The organism is Ruegeria sp. Alg231-54, assembly GCF_900143525.1.
Classification (GTDB): Bacteria; Pseudomonadota; Alphaproteobacteria; order Rhodobacterales; family Rhodobacteraceae; genus Ruegeria.
The window spans coordinates 450,100-471,539 of record NZ_FREZ01000002.1 but is presented as its reverse complement, the minus strand read 5'-3'; the positions used below and the strand labels follow the sequence as shown (position 1 = coordinate 471,539).

Annotated in this window: 18 protein-coding genes; 12 read left to right on the top strand and 6 right to left on the bottom strand. The window is 57.6% G+C overall.

Annotation, left to right across the window (positions count from 1 at the left end; translation table 11 throughout):
- Positions 1 to 22: 22 nt before the first annotated feature.
- Together DHN12_RS06835 and DHN12_RS06830 are read right to left on the bottom strand one after the other, a co-directional pair.
- Positions 23 to 448: a heme-binding protein gene (locus DHN12_RS06835; protein ID WP_108859472.1), complete on the bottom strand. Its 426-nt coding sequence runs from the start codon at positions 446 to 448 to the stop codon at positions 23 to 25.
- A 25-nt stretch (positions 449 to 473) separates the two neighbouring features.
- Positions 474 to 2,606: a malate synthase G gene (locus DHN12_RS06830; RefSeq protein ID WP_108859471.1), complete on the bottom strand. Its 2,133-nt coding sequence runs from the start codon at positions 2,604 to 2,606 to the stop codon at positions 474 to 476.
- Positions 2,607 to 2,812: 206 nt separating this feature from the next.
- On the opposite strand from DHN12_RS06830, the gene pepN reads away from it, so the two are divergent.
- The 5 genes from pepN to DHN12_RS06805 all read left to right on the top strand — a co-directional run bounded on the left by pepN (position 2,813) and on the right by DHN12_RS06805 (position 9,348).
- On the top strand, positions 2,813 to 5,365 hold the full coding sequence (gene pepN, locus DHN12_RS06825) for an aminopeptidase N (protein ID WP_108859470.1): 2,553 nt from the start codon (positions 2,813 to 2,815) through the stop codon (positions 5,363 to 5,365).
- Positions 5,362 to 5,790, top strand: coding sequence for a hypothetical protein (locus tag DHN12_RS06820; protein WP_108859469.1), 429 nt, complete (start codon positions 5,362 to 5,364; stop codon positions 5,788 to 5,790). Before pepN ends, DHN12_RS06820 begins: the two co-directional genes overlap by 4 nt.
- A 130-nt stretch (positions 5,791 to 5,920) precedes the next feature.
- Positions 5,921 to 7,183, top strand: coding sequence for a hypothetical protein (locus DHN12_RS06815; protein ID WP_108859468.1), 1,263 nt, complete (start codon positions 5,921 to 5,923; stop codon positions 7,181 to 7,183).
- A gap of 70 nt (positions 7,184 to 7,253) precedes the next feature.
- Positions 7,254 to 8,765 carry an Asp-tRNA(Asn)/Glu-tRNA(Gln) amidotransferase subunit GatB gene (gene gatB, locus DHN12_RS06810; RefSeq protein WP_108859467.1) on the top strand — a complete coding sequence of 504 codons (1,512 nt, stop codon included), beginning with the start codon at positions 7,254 to 7,256 and terminating at the stop codon, positions 8,763 to 8,765.
- A 172-nt stretch (positions 8,766 to 8,937) separates the two neighbouring features.
- The gene (locus DHN12_RS06805; protein ID WP_108859466.1) at positions 8,938 to 9,348 is read left to right on the top strand and encodes a DUF4177 domain-containing protein; all 411 of its coding nucleotides are present in this window, start codon (positions 8,938 to 8,940) and stop codon (positions 9,346 to 9,348) included.
- A gap of 36 nt (positions 9,349 to 9,384) precedes the next feature.
- Here the strand turns inward: DHN12_RS06805 and DHN12_RS06800 are convergent, their stop codons facing one another.
- On the bottom strand, positions 9,385 to 9,774 hold the full coding sequence (locus DHN12_RS06800) for a VOC family protein (protein ID WP_058274355.1): 390 nt from the start codon (positions 9,772 to 9,774) through the stop codon (positions 9,385 to 9,387).
- Between the two features lie 40 nt (positions 9,775 to 9,814).
- On the opposite strand from DHN12_RS06800, the gene DHN12_RS06795 reads away from it, so the two are divergent.
- On the top strand, positions 9,815 to 10,351 hold the full coding sequence (locus tag DHN12_RS06795; protein ID WP_108859465.1) for a winged helix-turn-helix transcriptional regulator: 537 nt from the start codon (positions 9,815 to 9,817) through the stop codon (positions 10,349 to 10,351).
- Positions 10,352 to 10,359: 8 nt separating this feature from the next.
- Here the strand turns inward: DHN12_RS06795 and DHN12_RS06790 are convergent, their stop codons facing one another.
- Positions 10,360 to 10,614: a BolA family transcriptional regulator gene (locus DHN12_RS06790; RefSeq protein WP_108859464.1), complete on the bottom strand. Its 255-nt coding sequence runs from the start codon at positions 10,612 to 10,614 to the stop codon at positions 10,360 to 10,362.
- 108 nt (positions 10,615 to 10,722) lie between these two features.
- Between DHN12_RS06790 and DHN12_RS06785 the strand changes: the two genes are divergently transcribed.
- The gene (locus tag DHN12_RS06785; RefSeq protein ID WP_058274352.1) at positions 10,723 to 11,349 is read left to right on the top strand and encodes a J domain-containing protein; all 627 of its coding nucleotides are present in this window, start codon (positions 10,723 to 10,725) and stop codon (positions 11,347 to 11,349) included.
- A 5-nt stretch (positions 11,350 to 11,354) separates the two neighbouring features.
- Here DHN12_RS06785 and DHN12_RS06780 read toward each other — a convergent pair whose 3' ends face one another.
- Positions 11,355 to 12,260, bottom strand: coding sequence for a Hint domain-containing protein (locus tag DHN12_RS06780; protein WP_108859463.1), 906 nt, complete (start codon positions 12,258 to 12,260; stop codon positions 11,355 to 11,357).
- 321 nt (positions 12,261 to 12,581) lie between these two features.
- Here DHN12_RS06780 and cobS point away from each other — a divergent pair, with 321 nt between their 5' ends.
- The 5 genes from cobS (at position 12,582) to DHN12_RS06750 (ending at position 19,662) form a co-directional block, all read left to right on the top strand.
- Positions 12,582 to 13,568 (top strand): cobaltochelatase subunit CobS, encoded by a 987-nt coding sequence (cobS, locus tag DHN12_RS06775; protein WP_058274350.1) that lies wholly within the window; start codon positions 12,582 to 12,584, stop codon positions 13,566 to 13,568.
- A gap of 180 nt (positions 13,569 to 13,748) precedes the next feature.
- Positions 13,749 to 15,626, top strand: coding sequence for a cobaltochelatase subunit CobT (gene cobT, locus DHN12_RS06765; RefSeq protein ID WP_108859462.1), 1,878 nt, complete (start codon positions 13,749 to 13,751; stop codon positions 15,624 to 15,626).
- A gap of 75 nt (positions 15,627 to 15,701) precedes the next feature.
- The gene (locus tag DHN12_RS06760) at positions 15,702 to 17,492 is read left to right on the top strand and encodes an aminopeptidase P family protein (protein ID WP_108859461.1); all 1,791 of its coding nucleotides are present in this window, start codon (positions 15,702 to 15,704) and stop codon (positions 17,490 to 17,492) included.
- 65 nt (positions 17,493 to 17,557) lie between these two features.
- Positions 17,558 to 17,899: a DUF427 domain-containing protein gene (locus DHN12_RS06755; RefSeq protein WP_108859460.1), complete on the top strand. Its 342-nt coding sequence runs from the start codon at positions 17,558 to 17,560 to the stop codon at positions 17,897 to 17,899.
- 395 nt (positions 17,900 to 18,294) lie between these two features.
- Positions 18,295 to 19,662, top strand: coding sequence for a DUF3179 domain-containing protein (locus DHN12_RS06750; protein ID WP_108859519.1), 1,368 nt, complete (start codon positions 18,295 to 18,297; stop codon positions 19,660 to 19,662).
- Here the strand turns inward: DHN12_RS06750 and DHN12_RS06745 are convergent.
- Positions 19,659 to 21,344: a chloride channel protein gene (locus DHN12_RS06745; protein ID WP_108859459.1), complete on the bottom strand. Its 1,686-nt coding sequence runs from the start codon at positions 21,342 to 21,344 to the stop codon at positions 19,659 to 19,661. The genes DHN12_RS06750 and DHN12_RS06745 overlap by 4 nt on opposite strands.
- Between the last annotated feature and the right edge of the window lie 96 nt (positions 21,345 to 21,440).

Below are 21,440 nucleotides of genomic sequence, written 5' to 3'. Positions count from 1 at the left end.
GGCTCTCCGACAGTCATCAGGTTCAGATCTCACCAATCAGGCCGGCAGTTTCGATCCCGGCCAATGCCGCTGCGGCATCATTGTCAGACGTATCGCCGGTCACGCCGACCGCACCGATCACTGCGCCCTTTTTGTCGCGCAGCAACACACCACCCGGGACCGGAACGACCTGCCCGCCATAGACGCCATTCACAGCTGCCATGAAATAGGCCTGCGCCTCGGCCCGCTGCATCTGCGCTGTGCCGGCCAGGCCAAGCATCACTGCGCCATAGGCCTTGCCATGCGCAATCGCGAACCGCCCGGGGGCCGCGTCGTCTTCGCGTTCAAACGCAATAACATGTCCGCCTGCATCAAGAACGACGACGGAAAGGGGTTTCAGCTCCATTTCGTGCCCCTTCTCAAGGGTCTTTCGGATGATGGTGCGGGCTTTGCGGAGGGAAACTCCCATGTCGTGTCCTATCGTTCCTGATGGTTTAAAGGCTGGCTTTCAGTTCCAGACGGCGAGCATGCAGGACCGGCTCGGTATAGCCCGAGGGTTGCACACGCCCCTTGAAGACCAGATCACAGGCCGCTTGGAAAGCAATTCCGTCGAAACCGGGTGCCAACGGGCGATAGTCTGCGTCATTTTCGTTCTGGCGATCCACCACTGCGGCCATTTTTTGCATAGCAGCCATGACCTGCCCTTCCGAGACAACTTCATGGTGCAACCAGTTGGCCAGCGCCTGAGATGAAATCCGGCAGGTCGCGCGATCCTCCATCAGACCGACATCGTTGATATCCGGCACCTTCGAACAGCCAACACCCTGATCGACCCAGCGCACCACGTATCCAAGAATGCCCTGCGCGTTGTTCTCGATCTCGCGGGTGATCTCGTTCTCGCTGAGGTTTCGACCGCCCAGCAACGGAATGGTCAGCAAATCCCCCAGCGTCCCCCGCGCGCCAACAGCAGCCAGTTCATCCTGGCGCGCCAGCACGTCGACCTTGTGATAATGCGTCGCGTGCAATGTCGCGGCTGTCGGCGACGGCACCCAGGCGCATGTCGCGCCGGATTTCGGGTGGCCGATCTTCTGCTCCAGCATATCACCCATCCGGTCGGGCATAGCCCACATGCCCTTACCAATCTGCGCCTTGCCCTTCAGGCCGCAGGCCAAACCAATATCTACGTTGCGATCTTCATAAGACGCAATCCACGGCGTGTTCTTGATGTCACCCTTGGGCAGCATTGGCCCAGCTTCGATCGAGGTGTGAATCTCATCCCCAGTCCGGTCAAGAAAACCGGTGTTGATGAAAGCCACCCGCGATTTCGCAGCGCGGATGCATTCCTTGAGGTTGACCGACGTGCGGCGTTCTTCATCCATGATGCCCAGCTTCACGGTATTGCGCGGCAGGCCAAGGATGTCTTCGACCATGTCAAAAATCTCAACCGAGAACGCGACTTCTTTCGGGCCGTGCATTTTGGGTTTCACCACATAGACCGAGCCTTGGACAGAATTTCCGCCGTCACGCTTAAGATCGTGCATGGCGATCAGCGTCGTGCAGAGCGCATCCATCAACCCTTCGCCGATCTCATTGCCTTGTTCATCCAACACAGCAGGGTTTGTCATCAAATGCCCGACGTTGCGGATCAGCATCAGCGAACGACCCTTCAAGCTGCCTGTCTCACCGGATACCGTTGTAAAGCTTAGGTCCTTGGCAAGTTTGCGGGTGAAAGACGTGTTGCCCTTGTTCACCTCTTCGGTCAGGTCACCCTTCATCAACCCAAGCCAGTTGCCATATGCCACCACCTTGTCAGTGGCATCGACGCAAGCGACCGAATCCTCGCAATCCATGATGGTCGACAAGGCCGATTCCAGACGCATATCAGCAATATGCGCCGGATCAGTGGCCCCGATAGCGCTGTGTCCGTCGATCCGGATCTGAATGTGCAGCCCGTTGTTGCATAGCAGTACCGCATCCGGTTTGCCTGGATCTCCGTCGTAACCTACAAATTGTTTAGGATTGGCCAGAGTTGGCATCAGCGCGCCGTCCTGTACGCTCAGATCTGAGACATCAGCCCATGACCCGAAAGCCAGCGGCACAGCGTCATCCAAGAACCCTTTGGCCCATGCAATCACCCGCGCGCCCCGCGCCGCGTCGTAGCCGCTAGCCGCGGGCAGATCACCCATCGCGTCCGTTCCGTAAAGCGCATCGTAAAGGCTGCCCCAACGTGCATTGGCTGCGTTCAGCGCAAAACGCGCATTGGTAATCGGAACAACAAGCTGCGGTCCGGGGATCGAGGCGATCTCGGGGTCGACATTGGCGGTTTCAATCTGGAAATCCGCACCTTCCTCAACCAGATAGCCGATCTCGTGCAGGAAAGCCTGATAGGCCTCGGCGTCGTGGTCCTGCCCTTGGCGCTCAAGATGCCATGCATCGATCTTGCCCTGAATGTCCTGCCGCTTGGCCAGAAAGGCGCGGTTTTTGGGGCCAAGCTCGGCGACCATGCGCGCCAGACCATCCCAGAAGGCATCTGCTGTGACACCGGTTCCCGGCAGGGCTTGGCCTTCGATGAACTCGGCCAGAACCGTATCCACCTGCAATCCGCTGCGCGCCTGTCTGCTGCTCATTTTGTTTCTCCCGGGAATGTGCACGACTGTATGCCGTCAGCATTTAGGACGAAAGTTTCCGATAGGCAACGTGCGCCGCAGCGTCGCGGTCAAAAAGACTTACCAAAATCAATTTTCGGGACATTCCGGCGCGCGGATCGCACCGCTTGCAGCCAACCGCCACAGCCCATACGTTCGCCCAAACACAAAATCACGCGAGGCCCCTGATGCGCGACGCTGCCCCAACGACGATCTATCTGAAAGACTACACACCCTTTGGTTATCTGGTGGACAGCGTGCACCTGACGTTCGACCTCGCCGCCCACGCAACCCGCGTCACCTCTCGCATTGCATTTCGCCCGAACCCGGAGGCCAGCGACAAGACGTTCTTCCTGCACGGCGAAGACCTCAAGCTGATCCGCGCATCCATCGACGGTGCGGATATCACCCCCGAGATTACCGATAAGGGCCTGACCGTTGCTGCCCCCGACTCGCCATTTATCTGGGAGGCCGAGGTCGAGATCGATCCCGGAAACAACACCGCCCTCGAAGGGCTTTATATGTCGAACGGCATGTACTGCACCCAGTGCGAGGCGGAAGGGTTCCGCAAGATCACCTTCTACCCCGACCGCCCCGATGTAATGTCCACCTTTACCGTGCGCATCAACGGCGACCTTCCTGTACTGCTGTCCAACGGCAACCCCTCGGGCAAAGGCGAAGGCTGGGCAGAATGGACCGACCCGTGGCCCAAACCCGCTTACTTGTTCGCGCTGGTCGCGGGCGATCTGATCGCCCATCCCGGCCAGTTCACCACCATGTCGGGTCGCAATGTGGAGTTGAACCTCTGGGTTCGCCCCGGTGACGAAGGCAAATGCGATTTCGGTATGGAAGCACTGAAGAAGTCCATGAAATGGGACGAGGACGTCTATGGCCGCGAATACGATCTGGACGTTTTCAACATCGTGGCCGTGGACGATTTCAACATGGGCGCGATGGAGAACAAGGGGTTGAACATCTTCAACTCATCCGCTGTTCTGGCCAGCCCTGAAACCTCGACCGACGCCAATTTTGAACGGATCGAAGCGATCATCGCGCATGAGTATTTCCACAATTGGACCGGCAACCGGATCACCTGCCGCGACTGGTTCCAACTGTGCCTGAAAGAAGGGCTGACCGTTTTCCGGGATGCGCAGTTCACCTCGGACATGCGCTCGGCCCCGGTAAAGCGGATTGAGGACGCCATCGACCTGCGCGCGCGGCAATTCCCCGAAGATAACGGGCCCTTGTCGCATCCCGTCCGGCCCGAGAGTTTTCAGGAAATCAACAACTTCTACACCGCGACCGTCTACGAAAAAGGTGCCGAGGTCATCGGCATGCTGAAACGTTTGGTTGGTGATGAGGCCTACACCAAGGCTTTGGATTTGTATTTCGATCGTCACGATGGGCAGGCCTGCACCATTGAAGACTGGATCAAGGTGTTTGAGGACACCACCGGCCGCGATCTGAGCCAATTCAAGCGCTGGTACAGCCAATCTGGCACGCCGCGCGTGACAGTGAGCGAAGATTGGAACGACGGCACATATACGCTGACATTGGCGCAGCACACCGAAGAAACACTTGGGCAATCCGAAAAGCTGCCGCAAGTGATCCCCGTCGCTGTAGGTCTGCTTGGCCAAAACGGGGACGAGGTGCGCGCGACCGAGATTCTGGAACTGACCGAGGCGGAACAAAGCTTCCAATTTAACGGGCTGGCGGCAAAACCTGTGGCCTCGATTCTGCGAGATTTCTCGGCCCCTGTGATCCTTGAGCACGATCACACTGACGCCGAACGCGCCTTCCTTCTGGCCCACGACACCGATCCTTTCAATCGGTGGCAGGCGGGACGGTCTTTGGCGCAGGACACGCTGTTGCGCATGATCCTGGAAGACGCAACGCCGGGTGCGGATTACCTCGACGGGGTGTTGGCCGTTCTGCGCGACGGCGATCTGGACCCGGCGTATCGCGCCCTGATGCTGGGTCTGCCTTCGCAATCCGAGCTGGCGGCCGCATTGTCCGACCGGGGTGAAACACCTGACCCTATGGCGATCTGGACAGCGGTCGAGACGCTGCGGCAGGCAACCGCGCAGCACGTTCAGGACTTGCTGCCGCGCTTGCACAGCGAAACCTTGATCGAGGCACCATACAGTCCCGATGCAGACCAAGCCGGCAAACGTTCGCTTGGCAATGCCGCACTGGCCCTGACGTCACGACTTGATGGTGCGGCAATGGCAGCCGAGCAATACGCGGCGGCTGGCAACATGACACAGCAACTGAGCGCCCTGTCCTGCCTGCTGCGCGCAGGCAAAGGCGAGGCCGAGCTTTCTGCGTTCTACGAACAATGGCAGCACGACCGTCTGGTTATGGACAAATGGTTTGCCCTTCAGGTCGGGATGGCCTCGCCAGCGACCACGGCAGACATCGCCCGCACCCTGACGGAGCATCCGGACTTCAACTGGAAGAATCCCAACCGGTTCCGGGCCGTGATGGGTGCGCTGGCGATGAACCACGCCGGTTTCCACCGCGCAGATGGTGCTGGTTATGCGTTGCTGGCCGACTGGCTGATCAAACTGGACCCGGTCAACCCACAAACCACGGCGCGGATGTGTTCGGCATTCCAAACCTGGAAACGCTATGACGCAGACCGTCAGGACCTGATCCGCGCGCAACTGACCCGCATCGCGGAAACGCCTGACCTGTCGCGCGACACGACCGAAATGGTCTCTCGCATTCTCAACGCATGACGGAATTTGAATTTACGCGTCAGAACCGGGCACCGCGCACTGTTGGTGTTCTGATCTGCGTCTATGCGGCCTTTTTGGCACTTGTGATCATGTTCGACGCGGCATGGTGGCTGGTGGTGCTGTTGGCGCTGCCTACGTTACCGGCCATTTGGGATATCACACAGAACACCAGCGCAGGGTTGGTTCTTGATCAGAACAAACTGCGCTGGTTTACCGGCACCCGTGAGGCCGAAATTGATCGTTCGGACATTGATTATGTCCGCTTCGACACGCGTTGGGATTTCTCGGTGCGCGTTTCTCTGATTTTGATATCCGGCAAGCGGATTCGGCTGCCTGATGAGTCGTCTCCGCACCACAGGGAGTTCGAACAGGTCCTGCAACAGGCTGGTTTTCGAATTGAACGTCATCACTTCGTCACATTTTGAAACAATAGGTTCATTTTTGAAAAATTAGAGGCAAATATTAACCAGTCCCCTTCAAAGACCTTGAATTTGACACCGATTGCGGCAAAGCTCTTACCCTCAAGTTTCTGGTTTGTTTGTTTCGAGTGCTGCCATGTTCTGGTTTTTGAGGGACCGTTCGTCCCGTTCCCGATCTTCTATTGCTCATCCCGCTGCATCCGGCGCGTATTTCGCTGACCTGGCTGTTTCGCCTGTATTGCCGGACCAAGGGCAATTGAACATCCCATTGGCTGATGTTCAGGCCCAGGATGAGATTGGGCGCAGCTCGTTAGAAAAAGGCCGCTTCCTGGCCAGACAGGATCGCTGGGCAGAATTGTCCGACCTGATGCACAAGGCAGACGACGCACGGGAAACTGCACCTGACGGAATGCCCGTCGCCGAATTGCTGGCGTTTGGGGCGCGAGCCGATGTGGTTCTGGCCGCAGAGCACGCGCTGTCTGACGCCAAAGCGCTATCAGAATTTGATGTCATGAACGGCATTTCCGAATTGGAAGACGAGATGCGCGCGCACTCGGGCGACCCGATGATCGCCTTGGTTGTCGCTTTGGCCCACATTGATATGGCATGGGCATGGCGCGGTACAACGAACGAAGCAACCCTGCCCTCGCTGCACCAATCCCGCTGCGCCGCCCATTTCGATCGGGCAGCTGCAATCCTTCCCAATTGTCGCGAGGCCGCCCCGGACAGCCCCATTGTCGCCTCGGCTGGCTGCGCAATTTTGGCGGGTCAGCGTAGAGCCAACACACGGGTGGCGGATGAATACGAGCGGTTGATTAAACTCGACCCGGTTAACCATCGGCACATGCGCGCGATGGGGACCCACCTGCTGCCGCGCTGGTTCGGAAGCTATGGCGAGCTTGAGGTCCAGGCGCTGCGTATGGCGGCCCAGACGCGGGACATCTGGGGGGCCGGAGGTTATACTTGGGTTCAGTTCGACGCAATTGCCCTGGACGAAGAGGCCTGCGCGCGTCTGGATGTCGATTTTTTCCTGGAAGGCATGCACGATATTCTGCGCCGACGCCCTGACCAGCAAACCGTCAACATGCTGTCGGCATACTGTGCCATCACGATCCAGAACGGCGCTGGCCAGTGCGACAAGGCAGATCTGGTGCGCAGCCAGATACACCAGGCTGCAAACTGGCTGATCCGCGACCACCTGACTGAACTGCACCCCTTGATCTGGGCCCATGCAGCAAATGGGTTCAACAACAGTGTTCGGATCAATTCACCCGAACGGTTTGCTGCCCGCGGGCAGCGCGATGCTCTGCGTGCAATTGGCGATCTGTTCCGTGATGAGCTGCGCAGCGGATTGGATGTGACCTTTACTCCGACGGGTTTGCGCCTGTCCGGGCACTGATTCCCCCTTGCCCCTAGGCCGTGCCGGGCCTAATACGCAGGCTTAGACTTCTGCGGAAATGAGGCGCGCCATGCTCGACCTGACATACGAAATGCCCAAACCCAAAACCATTGCCGGGGCCAAGCACGATTGGGAACTGGTCATCGGGATGGAGGTGCATGCGCAGGTCTCTTCCAATGCCAAGCTGTTCTCGGGCGCATCGACCCAATTCGGGGCCGAGCCGAACTCGAACGTGGCGTTCGTGGACGCGGCGATGCCGGGAATGCTGCCGGTGATCAACGAATTCTGCGTTGAACAGGCGGTACGAACCGGGCTGGGCTTGAAGGCAGATATCAACCTGGTATCGGCCTTTGACCGCAAGAATTATTTCTATCCCGATCTGCCGCAGGGTTACCAGATTTCTCAGCTGTACCAGCCCATCGTGGGCGAAGGTGAAGTGCTGGTGGAAGTGGGCGACGGCACTGCTCGCATGGTGCGAATTGAACGCATCCACATGGAACAGGACGCCGGCAAATCGATCCATGACATGGACCCGCATATGTCCTTTGTCGACCTGAACCGGACCGGTGTTTGCCTGATGGAGATCGTCAGCCGCCCTGATATTCGCGGGCCCGAAGAAGCAGCAGCCTACATCGCCAAGATGCGCCAGATTCTGCGTTATCTGGGTACCTGCGATGGCAACATGCAAAACGGCAACTTGCGGGCGGACGTCAATGTTTCGATCTGCTTGCCCGGTGCCTATGAAAAGTATCAGGAAACGCAGGACTTCTCGCATCTGGGTACGCGTTGCGAGATCAAGAACATGAACTCGATGCGCTTTATCCAGCAAGCGATCGAGGTCGAGGCCCGGCGTCAGATTGCCATCGTCGAAGGTGGCGGCACTGTCGATCAGGAAACCCGCCTGTATGATCCGGACAAGGGTGAGACACGCTCGATGCGGTCAAAGGAAGAAGCCCATGATTACCGCTATTTCCCCGACCCTGACTTGCTGCCCCTGGAGATTGAACAGGCGTGGGTTGATGACATCGCAGCCAGGCTTCCAGAACTACCGGATGCCAAAAAGGCGCGTTTTATCGGCACCTTCGGTCTGACGGATTACGATGCGTCGGTTCTGACGGCAGAAGTGGAGTCGGCTGCCTATTTCGAAGAGGTCGCCAAAGGCCGCAATGGTAAACTGGCCGCAAACTGGGTGATCAACGAGTTGTTTGGTCGCTTGAAGAAAGAAGATCACGACATCACCGACTCGCCGGTATCACCCGCGCAGTTGGGTGGGATCATCGACCTGATCGCCTCAGACGCCATTTCTGGCAAGATCGCCAAGGATCTGTTCGAGATTGTCTATACCGAAGGCGGCGACCCGGCGCAGATCGTTGAAGAACGCGGCATGAAACAAGTTACCGACACCGGTGCCATCGAAACTGCGCTGGACGAAATCATCGCGGCCAATCCGGCACAGGTCGAAAAGGCCAAGGTGAACCCGAAACTGGCAGGCTGGTTTGTTGGTCAGGTCATGAAAGCAACCGGCGGCAAGGCGAACCCCAAGGCGGTCAATGAGTTGGTCAGCAAAAAGCTGAGCTCGTAAGTCTTTCGGTCCAAGAAACTGCTACGGCAGGGTCCGTGCGTCTGGCGCGGACCTTTCCGGTCCCGGGCGCGGGACGCAACAGACAAAACAGAATTTGCCCAACGGGCGATGATGACTGTTCGAAACCCGACAACATGTTAGATTGCTGGGGATCGGCAACCAGGAAAATCTGATGCAGCGCTACGAATACAAAGTTGTCCCCGCCCCACAAAAAGGCACCAAGGCCAAGGGCGTCAAAACTGCCGAAGGGCGGTTTGCAGTGTCGATCGAACAGATACTGAATCAGATGGGGCAGGATGGCTGGGATTACCAGCGTGCGGAACTTTTGCCCAGCGAGGAACGCGCAGGCCTGACCAGTTCCACCGTGAACTGGCGCAATGTTCTGGTGTTTCGGCGACAGGTTGCAGTTGAGTTTTCTTCAGAGCGCGAGCCGGTTGAGGACAGCGATGATGCACCCGTGGCTCAGCCGGTGCCCGGACCAGAAGAAGTGAAGGCCCCTGCACCGATTTCAGAAGAGGTCAAAGATCCGCCATTGACCCTGAAGCCCACGGATCTGTCCGAAAAGGACAAAGAGCAGACCTAAGCGGTCTGCTCCGCGTTTTCACAGCCTGCAGCTGAATTACTCGGCAGCGCTTGCCGCTTGGCTAAGATCCTGCGCCAGCATCAGCGCATTGCCGTCCGGGTCGTAGAACGTTGCGGTGCTGACCATGCCCTCGATCGTTTCAGTCGCCCCATCGAACCTGACGCCCGAGGATTCGAGCGCCTGACGCGCCGTCGCAATATCGGACACCCCGAACACCGGCACCGTATTGCCTGGCGCAGGCTCGGCCTGCTCACCCAGGCCCAAGGTCACACCGTCGGTTTTGGTCTTCATCTCGCTCCAACCGGCTTCGTCAATATGGTGGATCAGCTCGAACCCCAGCTTGGCCTGATACCATTCGGCACTGACATGCCTGTCTTGCACGGACATGGCCAGCGTGATCGTGTTTTCCAGTGAAACGAGTGGCATTGAACTATCCTTTTGGCGAAAATTAAAGTAACTATACTTTATGGACATAACGATTCTTGTCAAGCTTACGTCCCGCGCCTGGTCCCTAAACATTCTGGCGTTAATGCATGAAGGCATGCCGGGACGACAGGCACCGCTACTGGCTGCGACAAGCGCCGGCAGAACGGCATTTGCCCAAAGCCTTGATCACCTGATTCAATTGGGTTTTTTGGAACGAAATCCCGGCCACGGTCATCCACTGCGTCCCGAATTTCGATTGACCCAAGCGGGTGTATCTGCGGCCGAAATCGCCAGCAGGATCGTGAATGCCGTGCCAGATGACGCTGATTTCGCGTTGCTCAGACGCAGTTGGACGGCACCTATTCTGGCGCTGACCGACAGGCCCCAACGATTTTCGACTCTCAAATCCGGTCTGATCACGATTTCCGATCGCGCACTTTCGACGTCGCTTCTGCGCCTGGAAGAGCAAGCGTGGATACGGCGAGACATTGATGCGACGCACCGGCTGCCTTTTCCCACCTATCGCGCGGTGAATCAGGGAATCGCGGTTAACAGGGCCATTTCTCTGGTCGCCTAGGTACCTGTTCAGGTATCAATATCCAGCGCCAGCGCATGAATGCGGGGCACGATGTCGCCCAATGCCTTATGTACCGCACGGTGGCGGGCGACGCGGGATTGCCCCTGAAAAGCGTTGGCACGAATGCGGACGTTGAAATGGCTTTCGCCGCCCTCTTGAAACCCGGCGTGCCCGCGGTGGCTTTCGCTGTCATCTACGACTTCCAACTCGCGCGGTTCAAAGGCTGCCATCAGGCGGGTTCGGATCTCATCGGTCACGGTCATTTTTTTGCTCACGGGCGAAAATTTTACCGCCCCCCCTCTTCTACTTTCGGCTGCTTAGACTAAACTGCTGCCTCCGAGTCGAAAAGATGCGTTCTTAAGGATGAGCACATGGTGAAGTCAGACCCCTTCGGATTTGATATGTCCGTATCCACTTCCAAGAAAAAGAACCCGCGGGGGCGTCGCGGAATGTCGGGCGCGTCTGAAACCTCGACGCGTATCTGCGATCACGAAGGTTGCGAAGAACCGGGCAAGTTCCGTGCACCCAAGGCCCCGGATGTACTGGACGACTTTTTCTGGTTCTGCCAGCAGCACGTTCGCGAATACAACAACAAATGGAACTTCTTTGACGGCACCACCGAGGCCGAGCTGAACGCCCAGCGGTCCAAGGACAAAGTGTGGGAGCGCGAAACAAAGCCTATGGGTGACCCCGAAGCGCGCGCATGGGCGCGTCTGGGCATCGAAGACCCGCATCAGGTACTTGGCGCAAACAGCACCCAAAACAAAGGGCGCACGTCAGGTGGTGGCGGTCGTCGCCTGCCCCCCACGGAACGCCGCGCGATCGAAATTCTGGAAGCCAATGACAGCTGGACCAAGGCCGAGGTGCGCAAAGCGTACAAAAAGCTGATCAAGGTTCTGCACCCCGACATGAACGGCGGCGATCGTTCCCAGGAAGAACAGCTGCAAGAGGTTGTCTGGGCGTGGGATCAGATCAAGGACAGCCGGAATTTCAGATAGTCGATCTATTGTTTGATCATTTCCCGTAAAAGCTCGGCTTCGGGGCGCTTCAAGCAACGCACACGCGTTTGTTTCCAGGCGGATCCACGGCTGAACCGTTCTGGAAAGAGCACACGAAGTTCTTCTACATCTCCGCGACCGAAAGACAACAGCGCCATATCACCCAGAAACAAGCTTTCCGTCGGCAAACCGTGCGACATCAAAACTGCGTGGCGGTTGCAGGCAATATGGAAGTATGTCACCGCCTCATTGGACCACACCTGTCGAATAGTGTTGTCGTTCACAAGATGTATTGCTGCTGCAAAAACCCTCGGCTCACCGAACAACAATTCGGCGCGCCACCCTTCTAAAACAATTCTGTGTTGCGGTGACAAGTACAAATCGCGGTCAGGCAAAGCATCTCCGATCGCTCCTTTTTTGATACAAACGGGACGCAATCGCGGGTTTTGCTGCAACGCTTCCGCGCTAAGGGTCTTCTTGCCAATCCACAGAATGGATAGCAACTCACCGCTGGAAACACGAACTTTGTCCCCAACCGACAGTTCTTCGACAGGGCGAGGGCCTTTTTCGGTTTCTATCAAGGTGCCCTTTACAAAACACGGCACTGTTCCCGCAGGAAGGTCGACTGTCACATTCAGGATGGCATTGTTACCGGCTCCTGGCTGCCCGTTCGTCGCCCCTATTCGAACCGAGAGTTGCGTATTCGGAGGGATGTCTGCCCCCTCAGTAAGCTCAACGGTCAAAACTCCGCTAGGTGAAATTGAAACAGTGTAGTCGGAAGGGTCCAATCCGCCATCGCCAGTTACGGTCACGCTCCACGTCACAGCTTTGGTCGTGGTATACTGCTCCATAACCGAGGTCGACCCACTGGGGATCGAGATAGAAGTCGGACCTGAGATTACTAACGACATTTGTACCTACACTCATAAAATAACAAAATCGGGAACCGCTTTTGCATAATCATATATGCATATTTAACTCATCACATCTTACTATTGCAATATTAATGCTTCACGGGACTGCGTGGCGGCGTTCTGGGCCCAAAATTCGGGCTGTCCAAGATTTGAAAGATTAGCTCGAGACATTGGACGCAACATCGATAAGGCCAGTTTCAAAGAAACATCCGCCTAAGTACCTACCAGCACGGCTTTCCCTTGCCCTTGCCCGCAATATGTTGCACCACACACGAGTTCAAACCCGGCAACGCGGGGCAAAGGATAAGGACAAGGCGAATGGCTGACGGATCGATCGACGTAAACGCAAAACCCACCGAAGAAATTTCGGTCCGTGACGTGTTCGGTATTGAAACCGACATGGCGATCAAGGGCTTTGCTGACCGCAGTGACCGCGTACCCGCGATCGACCCGACCTACAAGTTTGACCCCGAAACTACACTAGCCATTCTGGCAGGCTTTTCGCACAATCGGCGTGTGATGATCCAAGGCTATCACGGCACAGGCAAATCGACCCATATTGAACAGGTCGCGGCCCGGCTGAACTGGCCCGCCGTCCGTGTGAACCTCGACAGCCACATCAGCCGGATCGACTTGATCGGTAAGGACGCGATCAAGCTGCGTGATGGCAAACAGGTGACCGAGTTTCACGAAGGCATCCTGCCCTGGGCGCTGCGCAACCCCGTTGCCATCGTTTTCGACGAATACGACGCAGGTCGTGCGGACGTGATGTTCGTGATCCAGCGTGTTCTGGAACATGACGGTAAGCTGACCTTGCTGGACCAGAACGAGATTATCACGCCGAACCCGAACTTCCGCCTGTTTGCCACCGCGAACACCGTCGGTCTGGGCGACACTACCGGCCTGTATCACGGCACGCAGCAGATCAACCAGGCACAAATGGACCGCTGGTCGCTGGTCTCGACGCTGAACTACCTCAGCCACGATGCCGAGACGATGATCGTTCTGTCCAAGGCGCCGCATTACAACACCGAAAAGGGCCGCAAGACCGTCAGCCAAATGGTCACCGTCGCCGACCTGACCCGGACCGCCTTCATGAACGGTGACCTGTCGACTGTCATGTCGCCCCGAACCGTGATCAACTGGGCCCAAAACGCCGAGATCTTCCGCGACGTCGGCTACGCCTTCCGCCTGTCCTTCCTGAACAAGTGTGATGAGCTGGAGCGTCAGACGGTTGCCGAGTTCTATCAGCGTTGCTTCGACGAGGAATTGCCAGAAAGCGCGGCGAGTGTGAGCTTGGGGTGATAATCTTCTTTGTCATAGCATCTATCTGGGTTGTTCTTGATTCAGCTTGGCTTTTTGACAAAGTAGATTGGAAAAAGACGGCGCCTTCAGAAATGACGGCGCCGCAGCATGTCCACCTGACACGGCTGCGCTGGGAATGCTTAGTGCTTTTCTTGGCAGCAATGATCTGGAGTACGTTCATTGTCTAAACCAAACGACAACCCCGCTGATCCCTTCAAGAAGGCCTTAGCCGAAGCCACCAAGGTTATGGCCGACGATCCAGAACTGTCGGTGAGCTATACGGTCGACCCCTCGGGTCTGTCGGGCGAGTCGATGCGTTTGCCGCAGGTCTCGCGCCGAATGACGCGAGAAGAGGTACTGTTGGCGCGCGGAACGGCGGATGCCTTGGCACTGCAGCGCAAGTACCATGACGATGCGACCCATAATCGCTATGCGCCGCCGGGTGATATGGCCCGGGATCTTTATGAGGCCATGGAAGTTGCCAGGTGTGAGGCAATGGGCGCGCGGGACATGCCCGGCACCGCTTCGAACATCGATGTAAAGATCGGGCACGAAGCACTGCGCCGCGGTTACGACCAGTGCAAGCAACCCGCAGATGCGCCCTTGTCGGTGGCCGCGGGTTATCTGATCCGTCACTTGGCAACCGGACGCGACCTACCGCCTGCGGCTGAGAACATCATGAACCTCTGGCGTGGCTTCATCGAAGAGCAGGCTGGCGGCACGCTGGAAAACTTGCAGGACATCCTTTCGGATCAGGCCGAATTCGCCAAGTTTGCCCGTCAGATGATCAAAGATCTGGGGTACGGTGATCAGCTGGGCGAAGACCCCGATGAGTTGGACGAAGATCAGGAAGATCAGGCTGAGGACGACGCCGAAGAACAGCCCGATCCCGACAGCACCGGTCAGGATGATCAGGACGAACAGGACGCCGACGCGACCCCTGAGCAAACGCAAGAAGAGCAACAGGACCAATCTCAGGCCCAGGTCTCGATGGATGAGATGGCCGAGGATGAGATGGGTGATGAGGCAGAGATGCCTGACGGTGAGGCCCCGATGGAGCCGCCGTCCCCACCACCTGCATCCGAGGCTGATCCGGGCTACAAGGTTTACCTTGGCACATATGACGAAGAGATAGCAGCCGAGGATTTGGCTGAGCCTGCCGAGTTGGAACGGCTGCGCGCCTATCTGGATCAGCAGCTTGAGCCGCTTAAGGGTGCCGTCAGCCGTCTGGCGAACAAGCTGCAGCGCCGGTTGCAGGCGCAACAAAACCGCAGCTGGGAGTTCGACCGCGAGGAAGGTATTCTGGATGCCGGTCGTCTGGCGCGCGTTGTGGCCAACCCGACCACGCCGCTAAGCTTCAAGGTCGAGAAAGATACCGAGTTCCGCGATACTGTGGTGACACTGCTGCTGGATAACTCAGGCTCGATGCGCGGCCGTCCGATCTCGATCGCGGCGATCTGTGCCGATGTTCTGGCCCGGACGCTGGAACGTTGCAACGTGAAGGTCGAAATCCTTGGCTTTACTACGCGCGCTTGGAAAGGCGGCCAGGCACGTGAGGCATGGCTGAATGACGGCCGCCCGCAACAGCCGGGGCGTCTGAACGATCTGCGCCACATCATCTATAAAGGTGCGGATGCCCCGTGGCGTCGAGCGCGACCCAACTTGGGTTTGATGATGAAAGAAGGCCTGCTGAAAGAGAACATCGATGGCGAAGCACTGGAATGGGCGCACCGCCGGATGCTGGCGCGACGCGAGCAGCGCAAGATCCTGATGGTGATCTCGGACGGTGCGCCGGTTGATGATTCAACACTCAGCGTTAACCCCGCGAATTATCTGGAAAAACACCTGCGCGACGTGATCGGGATGGTCGAAAAACGCAAGATGGTCGAGCTTTTGGCCATTGGTATCGGCCACGATGTGACCCGATACTACGACCGCGCGGTAACGATCACGGACGTCGAACAGCTGGCAGGCGCGATGACTGAACAGCTGGCGGCCTTGTTCGACAGCGACCCTCGGGCACGTGCGCGTGTGATGGGGATGAAGAAGGCCAGCTGATGCTGGCCTTTCCTCCGGCAGGGGAATTTTTCACAAGATAGAAATGGGGCGATCCCCGTTTGCAAGAGGTGTCACATGTTTCAGTCCTTTGCAGTCACTGCGCGTCCAGAACAGGGACCGCCCAGACTGGCCGCTTTGCGATCCCAGTTGGCACAGGATGGGCTGGACGGTTTCCTGATCCCGCGCGCAGATGCGCATCAGGGCGAGTATGTGGCCCAGCGCGATGAACGGCTGGCATGGCTGACGGGTTTTACCGGTTCGGCCGGATTCTGCGCGGCGTTGTCCGATATTGCGGGTGTGTTCATCGATGGCCGATACCGCACCCAGGTCAAGGCGCAAGTTGCGGAAGAGTTCACGCCTGTACCCTGGCCCGAAACCAGCCTTAGTGCGTGGCTCAAGGAGCAACTGCCGAGTGGTGGAAAGGTTGGTTTTGATCCTTGGCTGCATGCAGCCGGGCAGATTTCCAGCCTGAAGAAAGAGTTGAACGCGAGCGACATCGAGCTGGTTCGGTGTGACAATCTGATGGATCGGGTTTGGCCGGATCAGCCTGAGGCCCCGTTGAATCCGGTCAAGGCGCACCCGATTGAGTTTGCCGGGGAAACCGCTGCAAGCAAAATCGCGCGGCTGGCGGATGATTTAAAGCAGAACGGGTGTGAGGCGGCGATCATTTCCTTGCCGGATTCCATCATGTGGCTGCTTAACATTCGCGGATCGGACATCGGGTATAACCCGGTTGCCCATGGATTTGCCATTCTGCATGCCAACGGTCGGGTTGATCTGTTCATGGCGGCACAAAAACTGGCGGGGTTGGACGATCATCTTGGCGACCATGTTCAGGTTCACGACCCACAGGTGTTTCTGGAAGCCGTTGCGGGTTTGGTCGGCAAGGTTCAAGTCGACTTGGGGACTTTGCCGCAAGCAGTTGCTGACGTTCTCAGCGACAAGATGATGGATGCAGGGGATCCCTGTGCCTTGCCCAAAGCTCGCAAGAATCCGGCCGAAATCGCTGGAAGTGCCGAAGCGCATCTTCGCGACGCGGTGGCCGTTATTGAGACGTTATGCTGGCTGGATGCACAGACCCCGGGCACAATGACGGAAACTCAGGTGGTCACGCAGCTTGAGGAAAACCGCCGCCGGGATAACGCGCTACAGGATATCTCGTTCGACACGATTGCGGGCACCGGGCCCAACGGCGCGATCATGCATTACCGGGTGACCGAAGAAACCGACAGCCGACTGGAAAATGGGCACCTGTTGGTTTTGGATAGCGGTGGCCAGTATCTGGATGGCACAACCGACATCACCCGCACCATTGCGATAGGGGAAGTAGGAGATCAGGAAAAAACCTGCTTTACCCGCGTGCTGAAAGGGATGATCGATATGTCCATGCTGCGCTGGCCCGCCGGGCTGGCCGGACGAGATATCGAATGCATCGCACGCGCCCCCTTGTGGGCAGCGGGCCAGGATTTCAATCACGGGGTCGGCCATGGCGTCGGTGCGTATCTGAGCGTCCATGAAGGGCCGCAGCGCTTGTCGAAAGTCAGCCATGTTCCGCTGGAGCCGGGGATGATCCTGTCAAACGAGCCGGGATACTATCGCGAAGGCGCGTTCGGCATTCGGATCGAGAACCTTGTTGTGGTTCAAGATGCTCCGGCGCTGCCCACCGCAGACGCTGAACGTGCGATGCTTACCTGGCGGACGCTCACATACGTTCCAATTGACCGGCGGCTGATTGTAGTCGATATGCTAACGACAGAAGAACGCGCGTGGCTTAACGCTTACCACCGCGACGTTGCGGAAAAAGTTCGTCCAAGGCTGGGCGACGACGCTCAACTGTGGTTGGATGCCGCAACTGCGCCGATCTGACACTGGACTGTCACATAAACCGGGCAGAGGAGTGATCCGTACTGAAGACGAGGGAAGAAGCAGAGATGACAGACTTAACGATCCGCAAAGCAGCTGGTAAATGGAGCGTTCGTTCCGGGGGCGCCGTTCTCGGAGAGAGCATGAATGCGCTGGAGCTGCTGGAAGGTGATCTGGAGCCGGTGATCTATTTCCCTCGCGCCGATATCGGAATGGCATTTCTGGACCGTACAGAAAAGGTCACGCATTGCCCGCACAAAGGCGATGCGACGCATTTCTCAATCGTTAATAAATCATCGGTGACCGAAAACGCAGCGTGGAGCTATGAGGATCCGGTCGCCGCAATGGCCGAGATCAAGGGTTATGTCGCGTTTTACCGCGTCGATTCCGTTAAGGTCGAACAGATCTAAATCCCTCAGAAGGCCTCTCTGACCCGCTCGGTCGAGGCCATGTCGTGACACGCACGCCCATGGGCCTGTGCCATGGATGTCAGTGATCTGAGGTGGGCTGCTGCCGTTCGTACGCGACAAAGAAATACCTGGCCGGGCCGCCCTGGCATGGCCAGGTATTCGAACCCATAGCAAGAATTATCTTTTCTTGGCATCGTGACAAAAAATCTGTGACATTTTTTGGATGAGACTAACCGGAAAATTTCACGAAAACATGCAAGCAGATAGTCTTCGTTGGTCGTTCAAGAGCGCGCTCGCAACTGACAGGGCTTGATCACGATCCGATCACGGGGCTGTTGCATGCATGTGAGGCACCAAGAGTGCACAATGCCACCAAACACCGCCCAGAGGATGCCATGTCACTTACCCGTCGCAGTTTCGCAGGATCATTGGGGACCGTGCTCTTGTTGCCTGGCGCATTGTCCGCGCAACAAGACCCCGTGCTGGATGCTGTGCGTTCCACCTTGTTCGGAAGCAACGCGGAGTTTGAGCAAGGCATGGCCATTCTCGTGCAACGCGACAACCCGGATGTGGTGCCTGCTTTGCTGACCGGTATGCGATACGCCAGACGTCGCAGCAGCGACATAGTGAAGGTCATGCAGACCCTGACAGGTGAGAGTATCGGCCAAGACTGGTTTGAGTGGATGCTCTGGCAGGAAAAGAACCCGCAAATCGTGCCGCACCCCTCGCTCATCCCGTTCAAGCGCGAGGTTCTCCTGGGGATAGATACGAATTTCGATGTCTTCCTGAAGCCAAAGTACTTGCAGCGCGACAAGATGAAGATCCGGCTTGAAGAGATCGCGTGGGGTGGTGTGAACAAGGATGGTATCCCATCGCTGGACAATCCGGCGCTGATCCCTGCCGCGCGCGCAGATTACCTTAAGGACGATGACCTGGTCTTTGGCGTTTCGATCAACGGGGACGAACGGGCTTACCCGCTGCGGATCATGGGCTGGCATGAAATGTTCAACGAGGAGATTGGCGGGGTTCCGGTAGCCTTGGCCTACTGCACACTGTGTGGTTCAGGCATTCTGTTTGAAACGCAAGTGCCGGGTCGCAGCAAACCGCTGATCTTCGGCTCATCCGGTTTTCTGTACAGATCCAATAAACTGATGTTCGATCGTCAGACGCATTCCCTGTGGAACCAATATACCGGTAAGCCAGTTGTTGGCGCGCTTGTCGGCAGCGGTATCGAGTTGAAACAACGCCCGGTGGTTATCACCACATGGCAAAGTTGGAAAACATCGCATCCCAAAACGAAAGTTCTTTCAATGAACACCGGTCACCGGCGGAACTATGGGTCGGGTGTCGTGTATCGGGAGTATTTCGCTTCGTCCGAATTGATGTTCCCGGCGCTGGTCGATCAGTCCAGCCACAGGCAGAAAGACTATGTTTTCGCCATCCGGCAATTCGGCGCGGCGCGAGCATGGCCCCTGGATGCGTTCGGCAGGAGCCGGGTAATCAACGACGCCATCGCCAACCGGCCTCTGGTGCTTATCGGAAACGACGAGAAGCGCGCAGTGCGGGCTTATGAACGCGCATCCCACAAGTTCGCTGCGTCTGGCAGCGAATTGGTGGATGAAACGGGTCAGAAGTGGACCATGACCGAAGAGGCGCTGGTTGGACCGGGAGGCACGGAATTGCCCCGGGTCGCAGGCCATATTTCGTACTGGTTTGCTTGGGACAACTACCTAGGCGATACCGCGACCGTGTATAAACGCTAAGAGTGCTCTTCAGCCGCCGTGGCAGCCAAGGCGCGATTATACGCTTTCAGTGCATCGACGTGGTAAAGCGCTCCGACCGGGTTTTCACTGCCGTCCTCTTCGACAATCACCACCGGAATACAGGGGATGTCATCCCTGTCGAAATAAGGCATCGCGGCCTCTAGCGTGGCGCTAGCTTGAACACATAGCCCTTGTTCGATCAATTCGACCGCCTGTTCTTTCGTGATCGAGCGCGAATCGCCCAAGGGGCGCATGACCGCCCCGGTTCGCAGCATCGCCAGCAGATAGGCTTGCGGCCCTGCGGCCAGATGCACGTTACGACGTTCCAGCTGGGTCAAGAAGAAGGACCGATCCACAAGACGCGAGGCCAGCGCTGTCGACATCGACACCGAAACCATCACAGCCAGGCCGATCTGCCAGTCTCCGGTCAGTTCAAAGACAATCATCGTGGTCGAAATCGGTGCGCCCAGAACCGCGGCAGCAACGGCCCCCATTCCGGCAAAGGCATAGAGCGTATGGGTGCCAGAAACATCAGGCAGCAGCCCGGTTGCGATCAGGCCGAAGGCCAGTCCGGTCAACGCCCCAATCATCAGCGATGGGGAAAACACCCCGCCGCCCATACGTCCGCCCATGGTGATCGCTACGGCAACCGTCTTGATTACCGCAAACAGGATGGCAAAACTCAGGGTCAGGTCACCTGCCAAAGCGCGGATCGTGGTTTCATACCCGACGCCGATGATGTGCGGGAACCAGATCGCCAGCAGCCCCAACATCGCGCCTGAAATAGCTGGGCGCAGCCAGCCAGGCAAGGCAAGCCGGTTCTGGATATGGTTGCCGATATCTTCGGCAAAAAAGATCGACCGCATGAGCAGAAGCGAAACCAGCCCGCAGATTAGGCCAAGTAGCAGGAAGGCGGGCAATTCCACGTAGAATTGCAGGGAACCGGGTGTATCCAGAACAAACTCGGTCACGTCGCCATATTCCAGCCGGTTGATTACTGTCCCCGCAACCGAAGCGATCACGATGGGCGCAAACGCATGCACTGCAAAGTGGCGCAGTACGACCTCAAGCGCGAACAGTGCACCTGCGATCGGTGAGTTAAAGCTGGCCGAGACGGCCGCCGCGACAGCGCACCCCAGCAGGTCGCGCCCGGTGATGCCATCCGCATGGATGCGGTTACTGACCCAGGTTGAGATCACACCAGCCATGTGCACGACCGGTCCCTCTCGGCCCGTGGACCCGCCTGTGCTGAGCGTGACGAGCGAGGCAAAGAAAGACGCGATACCCGCCTTGCTTTCCACGCGACCATCGGTCACCGCGGCCCCTTCGATGACGTCAGCGACGGATCGCACGCGTCCGTCGTCGGTGAACTTGTTCAGGATCACGCCCACGATTAGCCCGCCGATGATGGGAATGATCAGGATCAGAAACCAAGGCAGCTTTTCCGCATGGCTGTGCAGCAGCAAAATGTCATCCGTATCATAGACATAAGCCTGCAGCGACCGGATCGCCTTGCGAAACCCCAATGCCATGAAACCTGCCGCAATCCCGATCGCCAGCGCGATGAACCAGAATTGAATCTGGCTGGGCCCACGCCGTCGCATCACCCGCCAAGCGTCCTTGATCGCGGCCAAAGCCTGATTGAGCTGGTTGCGCAGAACAGTGCGGGTTGATTGGGTCATTGGCCCTCGGGGATCACGTCTTTCCCCTTAGTAAGCCACGGAGCGCCCTTATAAAAGTGGGATCGCGACGGATTGAACACGCGAAAGCGGCAGAAT